The sequence below is a fragment of the Kribbella sp. CA-294648 genome (assembly GCF_050943845.1).
Classification (GTDB): Bacteria; Actinomycetota; Actinomycetes; order Propionibacteriales; family Kribbellaceae; genus Kribbella.
Genome location: NZ_CP191981.1, coordinates 3,519,646 through 3,542,095, shown reverse-complemented (window position 1 = coordinate 3,542,095; position 22,450 = coordinate 3,519,646). Strand labels below are relative to the sequence as shown.

Genomic DNA, 22,450 nt, shown 5'->3' with positions numbered 1-22,450 from the left:
CGGAACCTGTCCTCCGGTCCGCCGGAGTACAGGTCAGTGGGGCACGCGGGTTGTGTTGTACCAGGTGGCGAGGATGTCGGGGATTCGGTCGGGGGCCCAGCGGTTGACTGGGGCGATCCGGCCGGTGAGGGAGGCTAGGCCCTTGGCCAGTTCGCCGACGACGTCGCCTTGCCACGGTACGACGGCGCCGTGCTCCGGCGCGACGATGACCGAGGGGCCCGCGCGATCGACGCAGACCACCGGGCACCCGCTGGCCAGTGCCTCAGCCACGGCCCAGCCGGCCGCTTCACGCATCGCAGGCGCCAGCAGGGCGTCAGCGCGGAGCAGGGCGGTGAGGACGTCCTCGCGCGGCAACTGCCCAACAAACTCCACCCGATCCCGTACGCCGAGCTCCTCCGCGAGCCGCTCGGCACGGCGCCAGTCCGGGCCGTCACCGATCACGCGGAGCTCCCAGCCGGCCGCTTCCGGGCGGGCCAGGGCACTGATTGCCATCAGCAACCCTTTCCACGGGATCAGCCGGCCGACGAACAGCGCGGTTTTGATGCCCGGGGCACCATAAGGCTCGCGGGGACCGCTGGCCGCCGCGAACTGACTGATCGCGACGTTCGGCTGGACGGTCACCTCGCGCGCGTACCGGCCGAAGTACTCGGCCACATCCTTGTTCTGGGCAACGACCAGATCGGCGCGCTGGGCAAGCTTCCGGCCGACCACCCGGCGCAGCAGGCCGGTGTAAGCCCGGCGTACCAGTTCGTTCAGCAGGCCCTTCGAGCCGAGCCAGTGCGCCATCGACATCGGTACCGTCGTCGAACCGCCGACCGGCCCCCAGATCACCTTGGCCGTCGACTCCTGAACCACGCCGGCCGGCATCCAGTCGGTCGCGAAGGTCAGGTGGTGGATGACGTCGAAGGAGTGCTCGGCATGCAACCGGCGAGCCGTCCGCCCGGCGAGCCGCTGCCAGAGCGGGTAATACCAGTACACGTCAGCGTGCCGGCGGCGGAGCTTGAGCAGCCAGTTCGGCAGTTCGAGCGGTACGACCGTCAGCGACGGGATCGGCCGCGCGGCCAGCTCCTCGGTGATCTCGTGCGCGAACTTGCCGCGAGTGATCAGCCAGACGTCGTGATCGCGGGCCGCCGCCTTCGCCCAGGCCCAGCCGGCACCCGGTTCGGAGCCGCCCTTCGGCCGGCACGCATAAGCGCTCAGCAGGACCTTCGGCCGGGTCGACATCACAGCGTCCCCTCCAGGAGCCGGCGGAGATCCGTGCTCGAGGTGGAGGCCGTGTAGGGGAAGTAGTGCACGCTGGCACCGACCTCACCGAGCAGCTTCTCCAACCGGGTCCCCTTCTCGGTGCCCTTCCAGTCGTCACCCTTGAAGAGCACGTCGTAGCGCAACTGCTTCCACATCTCGAACTTGTCGCTGGACCAGTCGCTGACCACCTCGTCGACCAGGCCGATCGCCCGGACGACCTCCATCCGCTCGTCGTGCGGAACCACCGGCGGCCGGCCCTTGATCCTGGTCACCACGTCGTCCTCGACCACCCCCGCGATCAGGTAGTCGCAGTGCTCGCTGGCCCGGCGCAGGATGTTCAGGTGACCGATGTGGAACATGTCGTACACGCCGGGGGCGTAGCCGATCACGCCCATCAGCCGTTCACCCCGGTACGCCGCGAAGCCGGCTGCAACGCGGCCATCTCCTTGTACCACTTGGAGATCGCGAGCAGCAGGAAGAGCAGGTTGGCCGCCAGCAGTGCGCCGTACAGGGCGGTGAAGAGCGTCGGCCAGGCGAAGGTCAGGAAGACCAGGCACAGGACGCCGTAGTCGGTCGGTGCTATCAGCAACGACTTCAGGACCGAGTCGCCGCGCACGTTGGCCGTGCTGGCGCCGTGCCGGCGACGGAGCTGGTCGATCAGGATCAGCCCGAAGAACATCACCGCCGAAACGCACAGGTAGGCCAGCGGGACGAGCAGGACCAATTCGTTGCTGAAGGCATCGAAGCGGTAGAGCGAGATCAGTACGGCGCTGTGCAGCAAGGCGATCTTGACGCAGTCGATCATGTGGTCGAGCCACTCACCCAGCGGCGAGCCACCGCCGCGCAACCGGGCCAGCTGCCCGTCCGCGGAGTCGAAGGCGTAGCCGAGCACCAGCAGCGCGGTGACCGCCAGCGCGAGCGGCAGGCTCGGCTCGACGGTCGCGATGAGAACGATGCCGACCAGCGAACAGAATCCGCTGGTCAGGCTGACCTGATTCGGCGTACGGCCGGCCAGGAACGCACCGGCGGCCAGGTAGCGGCCGATCCGCCGGTTGATGAACCGCGAGTACGCCGGAGTGCCGGCCGACGGCTTCTGTGCGCGCGACAGCTCCGCGACCACGTCGCCGATGGAGCGCCCGCTCATGCGACCGAACTGCGTGACTGCCGCTGGTCGATCGCGGCACGCAGGATCTGGCTGCGGGAACCACGGCCGGACGCCAGCACGCTGACCAGACCGGCGGGCACCCCGTCGAGCTCGTCCGGACCCAGTACGCCGTCGGTCCCGTCGGCCGCGAAGACGGTGGCGACTCCGAGCTGACCGGTCAGCAACTCCGTCTCGACCCCGTCGACCACGACGACCTCGTCGACGCAGCGCAACTGCTCGAGGATCTGCGCGCGCTCGATCACCGGCACGAACGGCCGGGCACCCCAGGCGTCGACAGCCCAGTCGTCGGTCAGAACGCCGACCACCAACCGGTCGCACTGCTGGCTGGCCCGTTCCAGTACGTCGAGATGACCGACGTGGAACAGATCGAATACGCCGGTCAGATAGCCGATGCGTTGCGGCATCCTGTGCTCCCCCACTAAGCCCTCCCGGGCTATGCCCCGTCGCCCCCCGGGCGAGTTGAACAACGAACTTCTGGTGAACATCCCGACAACCGGGCCCCACCAGCGACCGACGTGACCCCCCACGTCAGCGCTGACCATACACCGGGAGACGGCTCGCGCCCTAGCTACTCGGCTCACCGCGTGCCGAGCTGCGACGACCGGTCCGCGGGCCTGTCCGTGGGTCGGCCGCGTGCCGGGCGATCGCATTAGCGTAGATCCTCTCCGTGGCCGCCAAGTCGCGCTCCGGAGTGAAGCGGTCGAGATACACCTGACGTGCTCGTTGGCCGAAGGTTACCGAAGTTGCACGCTCGGTTAGCAACCCGAGGGCCTTTCGGAGCGTCTCGGTGTCGCCCGGAACGACCAGTGCGCCCGTTTCGCCGTCGTCGACCAGCTCCGCCAGCGCCCCGATCCTGGACGCGATCACCGGTACTCCGTGCGCGAACGCCTCGATCACCACCAGTCCGAAAGTCTCATAGGCCCGCGCCGGTACGACGACGGCGCGGGCGGACCGTAGTACCTCCATGCACTCGGCCCACGGCAACCCTCCGAGCACCTTGACCGAAGAGTCCCGCCGGGCCCGCTCGTCCGCGTCGGCGCGCAACGGCCCGTCCCCCACCACGACGAGCTGCCCTAGCGACGCATCCCAGGCTTCGAGGAGATCCGCGAAGCCCTTCTCCTCGGTCAGCCGCCCGAGAAAGACAACAGCCTCCCCCGCGCCTTCCCGTACTGCGCCCGAGTGGGCGACAGCGTGTGGCTTCACGACGATCTGGTCGGCGTCGAACCCGGCGGCGACGTACCGGGAGCGGACGAACTCCGACGGCGCGATCAGTGTGGTGACGTGGCGCTGCCAGGTGTGGAGCGCGTTGTGCACGGTGATGCCGGCGACCAGCGGGAGGCTCTGCACCTTGGAGTCGCGGTAGCAGCCGTGGACAGCACCACGCCACGGAATCCGCCCGACGCAGGACTCGCACGGGCCGCCGGCACGCTGCAGCACTCCGTTGGCACACATCAGCCGGAAGTTGTGGAGGGTGGCGACGACCGGGAGGTCCTGGCGCGCGGCGGCCCGGAGTACCGACGGGCTGAAAAGCGGGAAGGTGTTGTGCACGTGCACGATGTCCGGACGCGCCGACTGCAATCGGAATGTTAAATCGCGTTCATCGGAAAATGACCAGATGGAGCGGAACGGTAACAGTGCGCGACGCTTTCGGCTCATGTGCGCAATGTCGTCGCTGTGCTGTGCGTACAAGTCGACGACATGTCCTGAGCTACGCAAAAGTTCAGCCGTTTGATCGACGACGGTGTTTTCGCCACTGGGTTGACCCGAACGATAACGGTTGTGCAACATGGCGACCCGCATGGCACCACCTTAAGTCTCGCGGTGGTGACAACTGGTACATGACTGGCCGCACCTGGGGATGAATGACCGCGCGCCGTGACACCCGGAGGGTGCTTTGAGCAGGTTTGGTCCGAGAAGGGTGTTGTTCGTTGCCCTTATCGCCATGGTGGTGGCCGGCGTTACAGTCGCCTACCCCGTCATCTCTCATCAAAAGAACGCGGCATCCGCCGATAAGTCACGCGACACAGTTCAGAACGGCCCGGACGGCCCCGCGGTCCTCCCCTCGAAACTCCCGACCGCGAAACCGACCGCCAAGCCGACCAAGGTCCCTGGCACCGTTTCGAGCAAGCCTCCGACAGTTGCCCCGTCGACGAAGCCTGTTCCGAGCGGCAAGCCCACCAGTGCTCCCACCACGACGGAGCCGACCGCCACCGCTCCGCCGACCAAGCCGGAGCCGTCCATCGACGAAACCGCAGCCGGGCCCGCGGTCGCCGGCTCGTGTAGCGGGGTGGTGATCAAGCCCGGCCAGAACGCCCAGGCCGTGGTCAACTCCCAGCCCGCCGGTTCGACCCTCTGCTTCGCCGCGGGTCTGCACCGGATCAGCCAGACCATCCGGCCGAAGGCGAACATGACGATCGCCAGCTCGGCCCGCGCGGTCCTGACCGGCTCGGTGCCGCTCACCAGCTGGGCCAAGTCGGGCACCCGCTGGGTCAGCCGCGGCGCGTTGCCGGCGGCGTACGGGAAGAGTGGGCAGTGCGAGGACGACAAGGCGAATATCTGCCACCTGCGTGAGCAGGTCTATCTCGACGGCACCCACCTGACCCGGGTCGCCTCCCTCGCCGCGGTCAAGGCCGGTACGTTCTACGCCGACTATGCGGCCAACGCGATCTACCTCGGCAGCAACCCGGCCGGGCGCGCGGTCGAGATGGCGAAGACCGCGACCGCGATCCAGTCCAACCAGCTTGGCGTGACTGTCCGCGGCCTGACCATCGAGCACTTCGCCAGCCCGCCCCAGGCCGGCGCGCTGGTCTCCGGCCCCGGCTGGACCGTCAAGGCCAACGAGGTGCGCTGGAACAAGTCGGTCGGCCTGATGCTGGTGAAGGCGAACAACGCCCGGATCGACCGCAACCTGGTGCACCACAACGGCCAGCTCGGCCTCGGGCAGTACAACTCACTCAAGGCGAACGTCACCCGCAACGTGATCACCTCCAACAACACCGACGGCTTCTGGATCGCCGACTGGGAGTCGGGCGGGATGAAGTCGACCCGCTCGTCGGGCACCGTCAGCGGCAACCTGATCCGCGCCAACAAGGGCGTCGGGCTGTGGGCCGACGTCGCCGACGACGGCCGGGTGATCAGCTCCAACAAGATCACCGGCAACGCCGCCGACGGGATCCGGTTCGAGATCAGCCGCAACGGGGTGATCGAGAACAACACGATCACCGGCAACGGCTTCGGTACCGGCCGCGGTTCCGGTACGTCGCTGTGGGACGGCGGCGGCATCAATGTCAACACCTCGGTGAACGTGACGATCCGGAACAACACCGTGTCCGGCAACGTCAACGGCATCTCGATCCAGTCCCGCACCCGGGGCGACGGACCGTGGGGCCGCTACCTGCTCCGCAACGTGCGCGTCACCGGCAACACGATCGGGATGACCGGCGGTACCCAGTCGACCGGCATGGTGCAGAACTCCGGCGCCGAGGTACCGGCCGGGCAGCTGACCTTCAGCGGCAACCGTTACCTGCTGGACAAGCTGGCCGCCCAGCGGTTCGCGAAATTCGGCACCAAGCTGAACGCCGTCGGCTGGCGCAGTGCCGGTCTCGACACCACCGGAAGTTTCCTCACCAGCTGAGTCTTGGTCACGCAGGCCCGATGCCCAGGTCTTGCATCACGCAGCGCAACGTCGATAACAGAGCGCAATTGATGCACCCGGCAACTACAAACATGCCTGGGGCAACCGATCCGGGAGAATTGTTGGCCGACGCAACGACATTGCGTATTGCCACGACTACCTGACGTAGTAGTCTTCCGGAGAAGGCCGCACCAGGGGGGTGCAGAAATGAAGTCCCTACCCCCGGAGGGTCGTCAGTGAAAAGATCAGTGACCATCATCTGCGTCATGGCAGCCGGTGCGGTCGCCGTGACGGGGATCGTGGCCGGGTCGCGCATCAACAGCGCCTCGGCCTTCGGCCAGGACAAGTCCGGCATCCTGCCGGGTGAGCACCCGCGCAAACCCTGGCCGCGCCCCACTCCCGCCCCGAGCACCCCGACTGCCCCGACGGTCAGTGTGCCCAGCACGCCCGCCCCTACGCCCACTTTTTCGCCCACGGTTTCCCCGAAGCCGACGCCCACCGCTACGCCCACGCCCACGCCGACGCCAACCCCGACGGCCTCGCCGAAGCCGACCCTGCCCCCGCTCCCGCCGGGCAGCTTCCCGGCCGGCCCGACGCTGGCACCGGCCTGCAACGGCACCACGATCACGACCGACCAGAACGCGGCCGACGTGATCGACAAGGCCGCGACCGGTACGACGTTCTGCTTCGCGGCCGGCCTGCACCGGATCGACCGCCCGTTGCGTCCGAAGGCGAACTCGACCCTGGGCAGTGACGAGGGCGCAGTACTGACCGGCTCGGTCCCGCTGACCAGTTGGACCGCTGACAACGGCGACTGGGTCACCCGCGGCGCGCTGCCACCGGCGTACGGGATGACCGGGCAGTGTGAGGACAACGTCGCTAACATCTGCTACCTGCGCGAGCAGGTCTTCCTGAACGGCAAGCACCTGCAGCGGGTGAAGACCCGCGACAAGGTTGCCCCTGGCACCTTCTACGCCGACTACGCCGGCAACGCGATCTACCTGGGCGACAACCCGCAGGGCAGGTCGGTGGAGATGTCCAAGACGAAGACCGCGATCGAGCCGGGCGGCGCCAACGTGGCCGTCCACGGGCTGACGGTCGAACACTTCGCGAGCGCGCCCCAGGCCGGCGCAGTGGTGCTCGGCACCGGCTGGCGGGTGTTCGCCAACGACATCCGCTGGAACCACGCGGTCGGCGCGATGCTCGTCAACGCCGACGGCGCGACCCTGGACAAGAACCTGATCCAGCACAACGGCCAGCTCGGCGTCGGCCAGTACAGCACCACCAACGGCAAGATCGTCGGCAACCAGGTCAGCAACAACAACACCGACGGCTTCTGGATCGCCGACTGGGAGTCCGGCGGGATCAAGACCACCTGGTCCACCAACGGCACGGTCGCGGGCAACCTGATCAAGCAGAACCGCGGCGTCGGGCTCTGGAGCGACGCGTACGACGACGGCCGGGTGTTCCGGGACAACCGGATCGTCGACAACGCCGCCGACGGCATCCGCTACGAGATCGGCCGCAACGGCGTCATCGAGGACAACGTCATCACCGGCAACGGGCTGGGGACCGGCCGCGGCTCCGGCCGGTCGCTGTGGGACGGCGGCGGGATCAACGTGAACACGTCGACGAACGTGACGGTCCGCAACAACGTGCTGTCCGGCAACGTGAACGGCATCTCGATCCAGTCCCGCACCCGCGGCAACGGCCCGTGGGGCCTGAACGTACTCCGCGACGTGATCGTCACCGGCAACAAGGTGACGATGCGCGGCGGCACCACGTCAACCGGCATGGTGCAGAACTCCGGCGCCGCGATCCCGTCCGGCGAGGTCGTGCTGAAGGACAACAGCTACGTACTCGACAGCCTGAGCGCCGACCGCTTCCAAAAATTCGGCCAATGGTTCAGCGCCACCGAATGGCAAGCCGCAGGCCTAGACACCGGCAGCAACTTCACCACCGGCTAACCACCCCACCACCCCAAGCTGGCCTGCCCCCACCAACCCCACCACACCCAGCCGGCCTGCCCCTACCAACCGACCACACCCAGCCAGCCTGGTCCCACCAACACCCACCACACCCAGCTCGCTTGCTCCCACCAGCCCCCACCCCACCCAGCTGGCCTGGCCCCCCAACCCGACCACACCCAGCTGGCTTGGTCCCACCAGCACCGCCGGACCGGGCCCCCACCCAGCCCCCAGCTGGCTTGATCCACCAGCATCGCCGGACCGGGACGACCCGGCATCCCCCAAGCTGGCCTGCTCCACCTGCATCGCCTCACCCGGAGGTCCGGCCCGCCAACCTCGCCCCACCCAGGCGTCCCGGCCGCCCAACCTCGCCCCACCCGGGCGTCCCGGTCCACCAGCATCCGGACCGGGCCCCCACCCGGGGATCCCCCAGCAGGCGGCCGCCGCGAGCAGCATCTCGCGACGGCCGCCCTCCATCTGGGCTTACCCCGCCGCCGAACTGACTCGTGAGGGCCGAACGTCAAAGCTGCAACCAGGCCGGCGCGCCGAACCGCCAGCCGCCGGGCCGGAGCCGCTGGGCCGAGCGCGCGAACCGTCAGCCGCCCGGCTGGAGCACGTCGAACCGCCAGTCGCCGGGCCGATCCAAGCAGAACTTGCTGCTGACAGTGTCCGGTCATCCGCTTTCGCCGGCACACCGGCAGATGCGAGCATGCCCGTCATGACGAGTTTCACGCAGGCCGACGACCTCGAAGGTGCAGAGTTCGTCGACGTGAATGCGCGCGGGGCCCGGTTCACCCGTTCCGACCTCAGCGAGGCCGTGATGCGGGCGGTCGAGATCAACGGCGCGGACATCGACGCTCCGTGGCTCCTCGAGCCAGGCAATGTCCTTCTGGTGAACGGTGTGAACGTCGTCCCACTGGTCGACGCAGAACTCGATCGGCGCTTCCCCGGCCGATCCCAACGCAAAGCCGCGACGCCCGAAGGGCTGCAAGACGCCTGGGCCGCCCTGGAGAAAACCTGGTCCGCCACGCTGGATCGAGTCCGCGCGATGCCAGCCGGCACCCCCGACCGGTCAGTCGACGGCGAGTGGTCCTTCGCGCAAACCCTGCGCCACCTGGTGATGGCCACCGACACCTGGCTCGGCCGCGCGATCAAGGGACTCGACCAGCCCTACCATCCGATCGGCCAGCCCAACATCGAGTACGAGACCGACGGCAACGACATGACCGTGTTCTCCGCCACCCAGCCGCGATACGACGAAGTACTCGCGGTACGCGCCGAACGCATAGCGATGGTCCGCGACTACTTGGCGGACGTCACCGAGGACGACCTCGCCTCCACCCGCCCCAACCCCTGGGCACCCCAACACCCCGAAACAGTCCTGTCCTGCCTACACACCATCCTCGAAGAGGAATGGGAACACCACCGCTACGCCACCCGCGACCTCAGCAGGCTTTGACCCCTCACCCGCCCGCCTGTCCGGCCTTGGCGAGAACGGGGCGACCGCCTGCTCGGGCGGAGTTGGCTTAGTGGGTGAGGGTGGTTACGTGGTCGGTTAGGAGGGCTCGGAAGGTTTGGTTTGCGGGGAGGTCTGGGCCGAAGACGGAATCGACGTTCAGTAGGGCGTTGACGATGGCGGCTGGGTTAGTGCCGGCGCCGTCGAGGGCCGAGCGGAGCTTGGTGGCTTGGGGGTCGTCTAGGGAGAGAGGCTTGCCGTTGGCGTCTGTTCCCCTGGCGACGTAGACCATCCATGCGGCGACCGCGAGTGCCGCGAGGCGGGGCTCGGCGTTGGCTGCCAGGCGGTCGCGGACTGTCCCGAGAAGGCGGACGGGCAGCTTCACCGAGCCGTCCATCGCGACCTGCGCCGTACGGTGCTTCAAGGCAGGGTTCGCAAAGCGCTCCAGCACACTCTGCCCGTACGCCGTCAGGTCCAGCCCGACCGGCGGCGTGAGGGTTGGGATCACGTCGGAGGTCATCAGCTCCGTGGCCAGCCCGGCCAGTTTCTCGTCGCGGACTGCTTCGGCGATGGTCTCGTAGCCACGCAAAGCACCAAGGTACGCGAGCATCGAGTGCGTCGCGTTGAGCATCCGCAGCTTCGCCTGTTCCCAGGGCTCGACGTCGTCGGTCAGGATCGCGCCAGCCTTCTCCCAGTCCGGACGCGGACCGGCGAAGTCGTCCTCGATCACCCACTGCAGGAACGGCTCCGCGACAACCACAGCCTCATCCCGTACGCCGAGCAGCACCGCGGTCTCGTCGCGATCGGCATCGGTGGTCGCCGGCACGATCCGATCGACCATGCTGGCGGGGAAGCGGACCACCTCCAACTGCTCGTGCAGCGCCTTGGCATGGGGCAACTCGGCGGCGTAGTCCTCCACCAGTCGGCGGAGATAGTGGCCGTTGGCCACCAAGTTGTCACACGAGAGCACCGTGAAGGGCCCAGCACCGATGGCGGCGCGCTTCGCAAGCCCCGCCGCCAACTGGCCAACGACGGTCCTGGGCGGGCGTCCGGCGAGGTCCGCCTGAATCTCTGGGTCGGTCAGATCGAGACCACCTTGCGCCGCGGCCCGGTAGCCCTTCTCGGTCACGGTCAGCGTCACGACCGAGACTGCTGGGTCGGCGACCCGGTCGACCACGGCCTGTGGGTCCTCAGGTGCCGTCAGGACATCACGAATACTCCCGATCACCCGGACACCCGGGTCGCCTTGGCCACGCGTCAGTACGGAGTACAGGCCGTCCTGGGGAGCGAGTTGGTCGCGGACCGTCGATGAGCGCTGGCTGATGCCGCAGATCCCCCAGCGCGTGTCGCCGGTGAGGATCGCTGCCTGCTCGGTGAAAACCGCTTGGTGCGCACGGTGAAAGGCACCCAGCCCGAGATGGACGATCCCGACGGACAGCCCTCGTGGATCGACCCCGGGCCGATGCCCGGCGGGAATACTCGCCAGACTCAGTCGTTCGGTCATGCCGCTACCTCCGCTGCTCCATTGGCGGCCGCGGTGGTCAGTTGGTCGGGGCGCATCGGTGCTCCTCTCGATCAGGGGTTGGCCGGGGAGGAGGCCACGCCGGTGGAGTCTCGGACCATCAGTTCGCCCTGCAGCGTGCCGCGGGTGCCGATGATCGTGTCCGGATCGGGGTCGTCGATCATGGCGAGCAGCAACTCGACCGCGATCTCTCCCGACTTCTGTTTGGGCAGCCGCACCGTGGTCAGCGCGGGGCGAGCCATCGCGGCCATGGCGATGTCGTCGATTCCGACCACGCTCACGTCGCCGGGCACCGAGATTCCCCTTGCGTGCAAGCGGGCCAGCAGCCCGATCGCGACAAGGTCGTTGTAGGCCACCACGGCGGTCGCGCCAGTGGCTACCGCTTGGTCGGCGGCCGCCATCCCGCCCTCATAGGTGGGAGCGAAGTGGCCGACGTCGGTCAGTTCGGCGCCGTGGTCGCGAGCCGCGGCGAACAGGCCGATGTTGCGGTGGGCGCCGGACCAGGAGCTCATCGGTCCGCCGACCCAGGCGATCTTGCGGTGGCCGAGCGCGACGAGGTGAGCGATCGCCTGCCGCATCCCGCCCTCGTTGTCGAAGGTGACCGCAGGCACGCCCTCGACCAGCCGGTTCACCAGTACGACGTTCGACTCCGCCGCTATAGCGCCCAGCTCCTCATCGCTGGATCGCGGTGAGCAGAGAATCATGCCGTCGACTTGTTTGGCCAACGCATTCACCAGGCTGACCTCGGAGGCGACGTCCTCGTCGGTGTCGGCGAGGAAGACCGCCACGTCGTGCATCCTCGCCCGCGCCTGGACGCCCTTCACGACACTGGGAAAGAACGGGTTGGCCATGTCTGGCACAACTAGGCCGATGTTGCCGGTCCGGCCCGTGATCAGACCGCGGGCGGCCCTGTTGGGCGCGTACCCCAGCTGGTCCGCCGCTGCCTGGACTCGGGCCCTGGTCGCGGCGTTCACGACATCGGGCAAGGACAGCGCGCGGGACACCGTCGAGGGCGATACCCCGGCCAGGCGGGCGACATCGCGGATCGTCGCTGGCATCCCCCACCTCCTGCCGTCGAATCGGGTGCTGGATCGAGTCTGCAATCGGTTGCATCACTGTGTCAAGTTGCCGCAGCGCGATGCAGGAATGAGCGACTGCCTTCCTTTATTTACTGGACTTGCGTGTTGGCGTGATGACTGCAATCCTTTTCAGCAGTCGTTGCAGCCGACCCATACGGAGGAATCATGCCGAAGGCTCTGCAGCCCCATCCGGACCGTGCCCTGCCCGCCGGCGAGGCGCGCGAGGTGGCTCGCCGGATCCACGGGTCCACCCGGGATCTGCCGTTGCTCTGTTTCCACGGGCACGTCGACGCCGGGCTGTTCGCGACCGACGAGGCCTTCGGTAACCCCGCCGATCTACTCGTGGTGCCGGACCACTACGTCACCCGCATGCTGGTCTCCCAGGGCGTCTCCCCCGACCGGCTCGGACTCCCACGCCGCGACGGCGTGCGGACCGCGGAGCCACGCGACATCTGGCGGGAGTTCTGCTCGCGCTGGCACCTGTTCCTCGGAACCCCGAGCCGGTACTGGCTGGAGCACGAATTCGCCGAGGTGCTCGGCCTCGAGGTGGCGCCCTCCGAAGAGACCGCCGACCAGCTGTACGACGAGATCTCGGCCCGGCTGGCCGAGCCGGAGTTCCGGCCGCGCGCGCTCCTCGACCGGTTCGGCATCGAGGTCATCTCTACCACCGACGCGGCGACCGACGACCTGGCGCAGCACGCGAAACTGGCGACCGACCTGCCTGGGCGGGTCATTCCCACTTTCCGGCCGGACGCCGTCGTCCATCTCGACCGACCGGACTGGCGCGAATTGGTCCGGGAGCTTGGCGCACGGGCTGACGTGGACACCTCGTCGTACGCGGGCTATCTGGAGGCGCTCCGGCAAAGACGGCAGGCTTTCATCGCGGCCGGCGCGCTGGCGACGGACCACGGGCACCTGACCGCGGCGGCGATTCCGCTCGACGATGGCGCCGCTACGCGGATCTACGAAGCCGCGTTGCGGGGTGAGGTGACGGCGGACGACGCGGCTGCGTTCGCCGGGCACATGCTGTTCCAGATGGCGGCGATGTCCGCCGAGGACGGGCTGGTGATGCAACTGCACCCCGGGGTACTGCGGGATCACCACCCGGAGATCCACGCGACGTATGGGCCTGACCAGGGGCATGACATTCCGGTGGCGACGGAGTTCACTCGGTCGTTGCGGCCAGTGCTGGAGAGATTCGGTCACGTTGATGGTTTTCGGATGGTGCTGTTCACCGTCGACGAGACGACGTACTCGCGGGAGCTCGCGCCGATCGCCGGGGTCTACCCAGGCGTGCGGCTGGGTGCACCCTGGTGGTTCCTGGACAGCCCGGACGGGATGTGGAGGTTCCGCGAACTGGTGACGGAGACTGCCGGGTTCTACAACACCTCTGGGTTCGTCGACGACACCCGAGCGTTCCTGTCGATCCCAGCCCGGCACGACCTCGCCCGCCGCATCGACGCCGGCTACCTCGCCAAGCTCGTCGTCGAACACCGCCTGGAGGAGGACGACGCGTTCCGGGTGGCGCAGGACCTGGCCTACAACCTCGCCCGGGACACGTACATCCGCTGAAGCTTCACCGAGCGCACTCTCCTGCCTGGCAGGCTCGGGTTGAACGGACCTGCACGCCATCAAACGTGCGCTCGCGGGTCTCGGGTTGAGCGCGACGGCTGAGGACTCCAGCCTCGGTTTGATGGCCTGGAGGCCCGCGTTCGGTTTGATGGCCTGGAGGGCGGCGGCATTCGGTTGCTGGCCTGGAGGCTGGGCCAGCATTCGGCGGCCGTGGCACTTCTCGCGGCATGTCCCGGGCACCTCGGGCAGTTCGGGCACCTCGAGCACTCGGCGTACTCCGGTACTCCGGTACTCCGCGTACGTCAGCCACCTCGGGCCCTTCGAGCACTCGGCGCATCCCTAGTATCTCGGGCAACTCGAGCACTCGGCGTACTCCGGTACTCCGGTACTCCGCGTACGTCAGCCACCTCGGGCACTACGAGCACTCGGCGTAGCTCGGGCAGTACCAGCACTCGGCGTACTTCGGGCCCCTCCGGCTAGGACCCGAGCTCGGCCGGCTGCGCCATCCACGCGACACCGCGACGTCGGTCCGCGACCGCGCTTGGAGGTCCGGGCTCGGTCCGGTCCACCTTCGGGGGCTTCGGGGGCTTTGCCGGTGAGGGTCGTGCTGAGGGTCAGGCCACTGGGGGGCGGGTGGTCAATTGGTGGCGGGCGCGGGCTTCTACTGCGTTCAGGATGGCGATGTAGGTGGTGCTCTGCGGAACGGCGATGCGTAGTACGAGGGTGTTGTTGAAGGCGGGATGGTAGGTGAAGGTGAAGAAGTTGCAGCAGCTCACCTCGCGGGTGGTCAGGTCTCGGGCGGTGGGTTCCGCGGTGGAGGTGAGGGTTAGGTCGAGGGTGGTTGGGGTTGAGCGGTTGATGGTGGTGACGGCTTCGGTGAAGAGGGTGTCGAAACTCGGCTTCTCGGAGCGGTTGTTCGACGGTCGGCAACGTGCAGGACGTTGGCGCCCAGGTGATGGGTTCGGGTGGGGTGACAGGTCGAGGCGCGAGTGGGATGGCAAGCGGTGTTCAGGTCGGGGCCTCAGTGCGGTGGCAGGACGGGGCGTCAGTTCGGTGGCGGGTGGGGTGTCGGGAGTGGGCATGGTTTGACGGTAAGGCTGTACGGCGGTACCGATTGCAAGGGTTTGGAGGACCCCGACCTACACAGGCTTGGAGGACCCGACCACGGGTTTGGAGTAGCCCGACTTGCATGGGTTTGGAGGAGCGGACATGCAAGGGCTCGGCGGGGTTGGGACGGCGAGAGATTGGGCGGAGGAGTCGGGAGGTGCAGCGCTTGCGGCGGGGCGCGCGGGAGAAGTCGCGGGGCCAGATCGCCGGATGTGCAGCGTCGGTGGGGGTGGCTGGGGGCTGACCTATAGTTGGGCAACTTTGGGGTCGGCTTTGTGTGGGGGAATTGATGGGACGCGGGTTCACGTCGGCGAGTGGTGTTGTGCTGGCCGTCTTCTTGTTGGCCGGGTGTGCCGACGACAAAGGGGCGGCACCGCCACCGCAGGGGTCGCCTAGTCAGCCGACGGTTGGTGTGCCGACTGCTGTTCCGTCGGCGGCGAAGGTGATGCTTGGGCCGACCGGGCCCGCCACGGCGGGCGAGTGTGTTGGGGTGGCGATTCCGGTTGGGGTTGATCCGCAGAAGGTGATTGATGGCAACCCGGCGGCCAAGACGTTCTGCTTTGGCAAGGGGGTCCATCGGATTGGTCGGGCGATTCGGCCCGTAGATGGGTCGACGTTGGGTAGTAGTGAAGGTGCGGTGCTGAGCGGGTCGGTGCGGCTTGCTGGGTGGCGGGCTGAGGGTGGGCATTGGGTGGTGGACGGGGTGTTGCCGGCGCCGTACAAGTTGAAGGGGAAGTGCGAGGACGAGAAGACGAACCCGTGCCAGCTCGCCGAGCAGTTGTTTGTCGATGGCAAGCACCTCAGGCGGGTGATGAGTCTTGACCAGTTGAAGCCTGGGACGTTCTACGGCGACTACGAGGCCAACGCCGTTCATGTTGCTGACGATCCGACGGGCAAGGCGGTCGAGATGTCGCGGACGCGGACGGCGATCGAGAAATCCGCCCACGACGTCACGATCAGCGGGCTGACGATCGAGCACTTCGCGAGCATTCCGCAAGGGGGCGCGCTCGAGGTCGGTACTGGCTGGAAGGTCGTCGCCAACGAGGTCCGGTGGAACCATGCGGTCGGCGTCATGGTGATCGAGGGCGACCGGGCGACGGTCAGCGGAAATACGGTTGCGGACAACGGGCAGCTCGGCATTGGGCAGTACCAATCTGCCGATGTGAAGATCACTGGGAATCTGGTCACCCGGAACAACACCGACGGGTTCTGGATCGCTGACTGGGAGTCGGGTGGGATCAAGTCGACCCGGTCGTCGGGTGAGGTGTCGGGGAACGACATCGTGGCGAACCGCGGGATCGGGATGTGGAGCGACATCGCGGAGTACGACCGTCGGATCGTTGGTAATCGGATCCGGGACAACGCTGCGGACGGGATCCGGTACGAGATCAGTTATCAGGCGGTGATCGAGGAGAACGTTGTTGAGGGCAACGGGTTTGGTACCGGGCGCGGATCGGGGCCGAGTTTGTGGGACGGCGGCGGGATCAATGTGAACACGTCGTCCGGGGTGCGGGTCGTTGGCAATCTGATCCGCGGGAATCGGAACGGGATTGCGCTGCAGTCGCGGACTCGTGGGGACGGGCCGCGTGGGGTGTATGTGCTGAGCGATGTGGTGATCGAGGCGAACCAGGTCGTGATGGACGAGCAGACGGCGAGCACCGGGGTGGTGGAGAACAAGGAGTCGCCGGCGCGGGAGGGGGCGGTTCGGTTCAGCCGGAACAGTTACCGGATTGGTGATCGGGCGGCGGAGCGGTTTGCGTACCGGGGGAAGGCCATGACTTGGAGCCAGTGGCAGGCGGCTGGGTTCGACCAGGACGGTGTCAGTAGCTGAGTGCCGGGCTGGGCGGCGCTAGTTGGTGATCATTCGGCGGAGGGCTGAGGTAGCTTCCATCCGCTGAGATGTTTCGTCCCTGGCCATCCGCTTAGCAGGGCGGATGGAAGCCGGTTGTGGTGAAGGCGGACGCGCGGCGAGCTGACAGTTGGTGGCGGGTCGTGCGGATGAGGCTGCCGCCCCGCGCATGTGTTGCCGCAGGGGGGCTAGATGTATTGGGTGGGGCGGGGTTTGGGTGGGGGTGGGTTGGCTTGGGCTCTTACTCGGTCGGCGTCGCAGACTGCGGCTGCTACCAGGAGGTGCAGGGTCATGGAGCTTAGGTCGGAGAGGCCGCTCTCGTTGAGGGAGGCGACCGTTACGTAGCCGAGGAGTAGGGCGCCGCCTGCTTTGATGTACGGGGTGGGGGCTCGGAGGACTGAGATCCAGGCGACTATGAAGGCGATGCCTACGATGGCTACGGCTAACAGGCCGGTTTCCCAGTAGAGGCTTAGCCAGCTGTTGTCGATGGCCATCACGTCGATGTCGCCCTCGCCGCGACGTAGCAGGACGCGTTTGTTGCCGAGGCCGTGGCCGATGATCGCGGTCTGGAGTGACACCTCCTCGTCCAGGACGTACTGCCAGCTGGTCGTCCGGCCGCTCAGTGAGCTGATCTGCTTGGTGCCCTGGCCGCGCAGCAGCCAGTTGTGCAGCGACGGTACGACGAGAAACGCCAGCCCCATCAGCGCCGGCGCCGAGATCGACGCGATCCGGCCGAACCAGGTCTTGCGGGTCAGGAACAACGCCAGCACGAGCCCGACGGCGACCGCGGCAGCCGCGGTGCGGGTGCGGCTCAGCGCCACCAGCACGATCCCGAGGCCGATCATCGCGCTCGCGGGGATGAAGGTGATCTTGCGGTAGACGAACGCGATGAGCGCCAGCCCCAGCAGGATCGCGCCGACCTCGCCGACGCGGGGCGGCAGCATCGGGATGAGAACGCCTTGCAGGCGATACCCGGTGCCAAAGGAACTGAGCGGCCGCCAAGCCACCTCGGGACGCCAGACGACGCTCAGGACGACCGTCAGCGCGAGCGCGAGGTGCGCGAACATATGGGCCCGCAGCAACCGCTCCGGCACCCGGATCAGCGGTCGCCAGAGCATCAGCAGGAGCAGCAGCCCGATCAGCAACCGGGCCAGCCGCAGCAGCGGGCCGCCCGGTTCCGAGAGCAGGAACGCCGTGGCGGTCGCGGACATCGCGTAGACGACGTACAGGGTCGTCGAGGGACTCGCGCGGGTGCGGAAGCCAGGCTTCGTCGCTGCCAGCGTGACCAGGAAGATCGCCCCGAGCAGGACGCCCTTCATCAGGCTGTTGTTCGAGCCCGTCTCCCCCTGCGGCGCGGCGGCGCGCGCGGACCACGGCTGCACGCCGAGCACCAGCAGGCACCACATCGCCATCCAGAGCCAGGTGGCCTTGCCCCTGTCCGGTTCGCTGGTGGTCCCCGGCACCGGCGGTGCCGTCAGCGTCATCCCATCACCGTCAACGCAGCCCCATCAACACAAGTCAGCGCAACGGCGGTGCGACGGTCTCGGCGGGAACGAAGTTCAGCGGGATACCGAGCGTCTCGTCGTGCTTCGAAGCGCCGATCAGTACTACGCCCAGCACCGGCGCGCCCGCGAACCTCAAGGCAGCCGTGAGCCGCGTGACGTCCGTCTCCTTGTCCTGACCGACCTGGACCACCAGCACCGATGCGTCGACGGCCGAAGCCAGCGGCGTGATCCCGTGCCCGCCCACCGCGGCCGGACCATGGATGACCACCGAGTACCCCGGGGGCAGATCGGCCACAACGCCAGGCACGAGCGAAGGCGCAACGGCCTGCGCGCCTTCGTCATTGCTCAACCCAGGAGGCAGGACATAAAGGTCAGCCACCGTGCCAGGACGGAACAACTTCCGAGCCCGTACTGCGCGAGTCGCGGCCGGCTCGTTGACGAGATCCGTAAGGCCTTCGTGGTCGGTCACGTGCGACAGCACCGGAGTACCGCGAAGATCTGCCAGCACCAGCAACGTTTCGCGGCCGTCGCGGGCACTCGCCTCGGCCATGGCCAGTGCGATGCCGGCAGAGTTCCGAGTGGGTGAGGCAGAGACAACCAACAGGGCACCGGCGCCACTGGCCCCGATCCCCTTCGGGTTCAGCTCGCGACGGGCAAGCGCGCCGCTCGCCTCTGTCCCCAACCCAGTGATCTCTGACGGCGGCAACTGCGGCGAAGCACGAAGCCAGAAGCGCCAGCGGAAGCCGAGCCGGAAACGCCGGTTTCCGATCGAGGCGGCAATCACCGGCGAAGCGGCCGCGCGCGCGGCCTGGTCGCGGGTCAGGACGAACGGGCTCAGGTGCGTGCTGATCAGTGCCAGACCGAAGCCGAGCACCAACCCGAGGATCCCGCCGACAGTGATGTCGCGCGACACCAGCGGCGAAGACGACGCCGTGTCCTTCGTGGCGGGCGTGACGAGTGTGCTGCTCGCGCCCACACCCGACAGGGCCTTGTTCATCGCGGCTGCCTGGTCGGTGGCCTGCCGGGCCTCCGTGGCCAGGCCGACGCGCTGGTCGCGCAACGAACTGGCGCCCTGGCTGTCGCCACCCTTCTGGACTTCGTTGATCTGGGCGGCGAGAGCCTTCGACTGCTGGTTCGCGGTCTTGGCCCGGTCGCTGGCCTGGCTGGCGAGCGTGGTCAGCAGGGCCTTGGCCTCACGGCTGCGCTGGGCCAGGTAGATCTGGGCGATCGCGTTGGCCCGGCGTACCGCTTCGTCGGCGGTCGGGCCGTCGATGGTGATCAGGTAGGCGTTGTCGGTGACCGCCTTGACCCGGGTCACCCCGGCCAGCGCCTGGACCGAGTCGTCCGTCGTCGGCATCTGCAGGAACTTGGCGACCTCACGCAGGATCGCCGGGCTCGCCATCACCCGGGCCTGGGTCTCGGCCGGCAGGTCAAGACCCAGCGGGCCGGTCTTGTCGGTACCCGTCGGCAGATCGCCGACCAGAGCCGGCGGCACGGCCGGGCCGATCACCACCTGGCTGGACGCGGTCCAGCGCTCGGTCTGCGACAGCGAGAACACCGCGGCGCCGCCGATCCCCAGCAGGATGCAGCCGATGATCAGCCATTTGTGCCGCAGAAGTGACTGCGCGGTGTCCCGCCAGACGACAGTGCCCGGTTCCATCCGTCCCCCAAGAGATTCCTCAGCCAGCGCTTTCCGTGGACCAGGATTGCGCCGCCCTCCGGGTGACCGGATCCTTGCCGGGGTCAGGATATAGGCATCGGCAGGGCTCCGACACCGAAGCCAGGTCACGGTCCGTCCTGCGACCCACGCCACCCCGCTCCACCCGCCCCGCGCCTGCCCGCGCGCCCGCCAAAGCGCCCGCCCGCACGGGGTGACACCGAAGAAGTTGAAGCTGCAATCGCCTGTAACGTTCACACACCGTCACGAGAGTCGATCGGCCGTCGATTCCAGCCGTTTGCCGACTGGTCAAAGCTCATTTTCTGTGGCCTACTCTGTCCTCGGGGGACGACGGATCAGCACGCAACGGGAATCACTTGTAGGGCGCCGTGACTGGCGCCTGTCCGAGGGGGGACACCGCAGGATGAAGAAGAGATGGCTTTTCGCGCGCCTGGGAATGGCCGGCGCGCTGGTGGCCGCGGCCGGGGTGATGGTGCTGGCACCGCCGGCCCAGAGCATCGAGGCCTCGCTGTCGGCGCAGGCCAGCCCGGTCTGGCAGACCAATGCGAGCGTTCAGGGTCTCGCAGTGGCCGCCGGGAAAGCCTATGCCGGTGGGCGGTTCACCAGCGTCCGGCCGCCGGGCTCACCGCTCGGCACCAACGAGGTGAGCCAGGCCTACCTGGCCGCCTTCGACGCGACCACCGGTGAGCTGGCTGCCTCCTTCAACCCGGTCCTCAACGGCCAGGTGTACGCCGTGGCCGCGTCGCCCGACGGCTCGCGGATATTCGTCGGCGGTGACTTCACCACCGTCAACGGCGTGACCCGCAACCGGATCGCCGCCTTCGACACCGCCACCGGCGCGCTGGTGACGAACTGGAAGCCCTCGGTCTCGTACCGGGTCAAGTCGATCGCCGTGTCCGGCGACGGCGAGACCGTGTACTTCGGCGGCTCGTTCGGACTCGTCAACGGCATCGACCGGCTCCGGCTCGCAGCGGTCACCGCCGACCTCGGCACCTTGTTGCCCTGGGCCCCCTCCGCCAACGGCGACGTGTACGCCGTGGACATCGCCGACGACGGCTCCAAGGCCTACGCCGGTGGCCAGTTCAGCACTGTCAACGGCACCAACCAGAACACCGTCTCGAGCCTCGACCCGGTGACCGGCGCGGTACTCCCCTTCCCGGGCGCCACCGCGGTCCCGCCGCCGAACGGCTCCTGCACCACCCGGGTCAAGTCGATCGACGCCAGCGGCGACACCGTCTTCTTCGGCAACGGCGGTGACGGCGCCGGCTGCTTCGACGGCACCTGGGCGGTCGACATCGCGACCAACACGCTCAAGTGGAAGAACCAGTGCCTGGGCGCGACCGAGACGGTCAAGTTCGTCAACGGCTGGCTCTACAAGGGTTCGCACGCGCACGACTGCGCCTACAACGGCGCCGGCGCCTTCCCGCAGGGCTTCGGCTACCGCTTCCTGCTCACCGAGAACCCGGTCGACGGCAAGATCGGCCCCTGGTTCCCCAACACCAACGCCGGTCCGCCCACCGAGGTCGGCCCGCTGGCGTTCGCGACCGGCGGCACGGACCTGTGGGTCGGTGGAGACTTCACCACCACCAACGGCACCGGCCAGCAGGGCCTGACCCGGTTCACCAGCTCGGGCCCGGGTGCCGCTCCGGCCAAGCCGGCCAAGCTGCTCCCGTACTCCGTCCAGCCGGGCACCGTCCAGATCCACTTCCCCACGGTCGTGGACAACGACGACAGCACGCTGACCTACCGGCTGCTGAGGGGCTTCAGCAACACCACCATCGCGACCTGGACCGCCACCTCCACTCCGTGGGACCGGCCCTGGCTGCACTACACCGACACCGCCGTCACTCCTGGCGAGGTGACCAACTACCGCGTCGAGGTGACCGACGGCACCACCACGATCCGGGGCAACTACTCCGACCCGATCACGGTGGCCAGCACCGCGAGTACGGCGTACGACAAGCTCGTCAGTGCCGACGGCCCGCAGGCCTACTGGCGGCTCGGTGAGGCGGCCGGTTCGACCACCTCGGTGGACGCCTCCGGTCAGAGCAACAACGGCACGTTCACCGGTATGACGCTGGGCTCGGCCGGCAAGGTCAGCGGCAACTCGGCGGCCACGATCAGCTCGAGCACCGGCCGGATGGCCGGCGAAAAGGGCTACAGCATGCCGCAGCAGTTCACCGTGGAGGCCTGGTTCAAGCAGAGCATCTTCCGCGGCGGACGGATCATCGGCTTCGGCAACTCGAAGACCGGTAACAGCAGCATGAACGACCGGATGCTCTACCTGCGGTCCAACGGTACGGTCACCTTCGGCGTCAACGACGGCAGCCAGCGGACCCTGAACAGCACGTCGAACAAGAACAACAGCGCCTGGCACCACGCGGTCGGAACCTTCGACAACGGCGTCATGAAGCTGTACGTCGACGGCGTGCTGGCCGGCAGCCAGACAGTAGGACAGGCCTCCCTGTACTACGGCTGGTGGCGGGTCGGGTACGACAACAACAACAGCTGGTCCGGTGGCGGAGCGACGCAGACGGGCATGGTCGTGGACGAGGCGGCGGTCTATCCCTACGCGCTCACGGCGGACCAGGTGGTTGCGCACTACAACGCCGGCTGACCGGCAGCCGCGAACGCACGCTGAGCGGACGGTCGTGCTGCCATAGCACAAAGT

16 protein-coding genes are annotated in these 22,450 nt (G+C 67.8%); 6 read left to right on the top strand and 10 right to left on the bottom strand.

The window, feature by feature from the left end; translation table 11 throughout:
* Window positions 1–33: 33 nt before the first annotated feature.
* The 5 genes from ACQPYM_RS16880 to ACQPYM_RS16860 form a co-directional block, all read right to left on the bottom strand.
* Window positions 34–1,224, bottom strand: coding sequence for a glycosyltransferase family 4 protein (locus tag ACQPYM_RS16880; RefSeq protein ID WP_433021672.1), 1,191 nt, complete (start codon window positions 1,222–1,224; stop codon window positions 34–36).
* Window positions 1,224–1,640: an adenylyltransferase/cytidyltransferase family protein gene (locus ACQPYM_RS16875; protein ID WP_433021670.1), complete on the bottom strand. Its 417-nt coding sequence runs from the start codon at window positions 1,638–1,640 to the stop codon at window positions 1,224–1,226. The genes ACQPYM_RS16880 and ACQPYM_RS16875 overlap by 1 nt, the downstream gene beginning before the upstream one ends.
* The gene (locus ACQPYM_RS16870; RefSeq protein ID WP_433021668.1) at window positions 1,640–2,389 is read right to left on the bottom strand and encodes a CDP-alcohol phosphatidyltransferase family protein; all 750 of its coding nucleotides are present in this window, start codon (window positions 2,387–2,389) and stop codon (window positions 1,640–1,642) included. Before ACQPYM_RS16870 ends, ACQPYM_RS16875 begins: the two co-directional genes overlap by 1 nt.
* Window positions 2,386–2,814 carry an adenylyltransferase/cytidyltransferase family protein gene (locus ACQPYM_RS16865; RefSeq protein ID WP_433021666.1) on the bottom strand — a complete coding sequence of 143 codons (429 nt, stop codon included), beginning with the start codon at window positions 2,812–2,814 and terminating at the stop codon, window positions 2,386–2,388. The genes ACQPYM_RS16870 and ACQPYM_RS16865 overlap by 4 nt, the downstream gene beginning before the upstream one ends.
* A 160-nt stretch (window positions 2,815–2,974) precedes the next feature.
* On the bottom strand, window positions 2,975–4,198 hold the full coding sequence (locus tag ACQPYM_RS16860) for a glycosyltransferase (protein WP_433023305.1): 1,224 nt from the start codon (window positions 4,196–4,198) through the stop codon (window positions 2,975–2,977).
* Window positions 4,199–4,352: 154 nt separating this feature from the next.
* On the opposite strand from ACQPYM_RS16860, the gene ACQPYM_RS16855 reads away from it, so the two are divergent.
* From ACQPYM_RS16855 to ACQPYM_RS16845, 3 genes are all read left to right on the top strand, one after another.
* Window positions 4,353–6,044, top strand: coding sequence for a right-handed parallel beta-helix repeat-containing protein (locus ACQPYM_RS16855; protein WP_433023303.1), 1,692 nt, complete (start codon window positions 4,353–4,355; stop codon window positions 6,042–6,044).
* A gap of 266 nt (window positions 6,045–6,310) precedes the next feature.
* Complete coding sequence (locus ACQPYM_RS16850; RefSeq protein WP_433021664.1) at window positions 6,311–8,011, top strand: right-handed parallel beta-helix repeat-containing protein; 1,701 nt, start codon at window positions 6,311–6,313, stop codon at window positions 8,009–8,011.
* Window positions 8,012–8,729: 718 nt separating this feature from the next.
* Window positions 8,730–9,470 carry a DinB family protein gene (locus ACQPYM_RS16845; protein WP_433021662.1) on the top strand — a complete coding sequence of 247 codons (741 nt, stop codon included), beginning with the start codon at window positions 8,730–8,732 and terminating at the stop codon, window positions 9,468–9,470.
* Between the two features lie 67 nt (window positions 9,471–9,537).
* On the opposite strand, the gene ACQPYM_RS16840 is transcribed toward ACQPYM_RS16845, so the two are convergent.
* Together ACQPYM_RS16840 and ACQPYM_RS16835 are read right to left on the bottom strand one after the other, a co-directional pair.
* On the bottom strand, window positions 9,538–10,971 hold the full coding sequence (locus ACQPYM_RS16840; RefSeq protein ID WP_433021660.1) for a mannitol dehydrogenase family protein: 1,434 nt from the start codon (window positions 10,969–10,971) through the stop codon (window positions 9,538–9,540).
* A gap of 71 nt (window positions 10,972–11,042) precedes the next feature.
* A complete protein-coding gene (locus tag ACQPYM_RS16835) occupies window positions 11,043–12,047 on the bottom strand; it encodes a LacI family DNA-binding transcriptional regulator (RefSeq protein ID WP_433021658.1) in 1,005 nt (334 codons plus the stop codon).
* Window positions 12,048–12,233: 186 nt separating this feature from the next.
* On the opposite strand from ACQPYM_RS16835, the gene uxaC reads away from it, so the two are divergent.
* Window positions 12,234–13,640, top strand: a complete 1,407-nt coding sequence (gene uxaC, locus ACQPYM_RS16830; RefSeq protein ID WP_433021656.1) for a glucuronate isomerase — start codon at window positions 12,234–12,236, stop codon at window positions 13,638–13,640.
* A gap of 614 nt (window positions 13,641–14,254) precedes the next feature.
* Here uxaC and ACQPYM_RS16825 read toward each other — a convergent pair.
* Window positions 14,255–14,722, bottom strand: a complete 468-nt coding sequence (locus tag ACQPYM_RS16825; protein ID WP_433021654.1) for a hypothetical protein — start codon at window positions 14,720–14,722, stop codon at window positions 14,255–14,257.
* Window positions 14,723–15,438: 716 nt separating this feature from the next.
* Here ACQPYM_RS16825 and ACQPYM_RS16820 point away from each other — a divergent pair.
* Window positions 15,439–16,578: a right-handed parallel beta-helix repeat-containing protein gene (locus tag ACQPYM_RS16820; protein WP_433021652.1), complete on the top strand. Its 1,140-nt coding sequence runs from the start codon at window positions 15,439–15,441 to the stop codon at window positions 16,576–16,578.
* Between the two features lie 206 nt (window positions 16,579–16,784).
* Here the strand turns inward: ACQPYM_RS16820 and ACQPYM_RS16815 are convergent, their stop codons facing one another.
* The gene (locus ACQPYM_RS16815) at window positions 16,785–18,080 is read right to left on the bottom strand and encodes an O-antigen ligase family protein (protein WP_433021650.1); all 1,296 of its coding nucleotides are present in this window, start codon (window positions 18,078–18,080) and stop codon (window positions 16,785–16,787) included.
* Window positions 18,081–18,114: 34 nt separating this feature from the next.
* A complete protein-coding gene (locus ACQPYM_RS16810; protein ID WP_433021648.1) occupies window positions 18,115–19,761 on the bottom strand; it encodes a Wzz/FepE/Etk N-terminal domain-containing protein in 1,647 nt (548 codons plus the stop codon).
* 421 nt (window positions 19,762–20,182) lie between these two features.
* Here ACQPYM_RS16810 and ACQPYM_RS16805 point away from each other — a divergent pair, with 421 nt between their 5' ends.
* Window positions 20,183–22,396, top strand: coding sequence for a LamG-like jellyroll fold domain-containing protein (locus tag ACQPYM_RS16805; RefSeq protein ID WP_433021646.1), 2,214 nt, complete (start codon window positions 20,183–20,185; stop codon window positions 22,394–22,396).
* Window positions 22,397–22,450 lie beyond the last annotated feature (54 nt).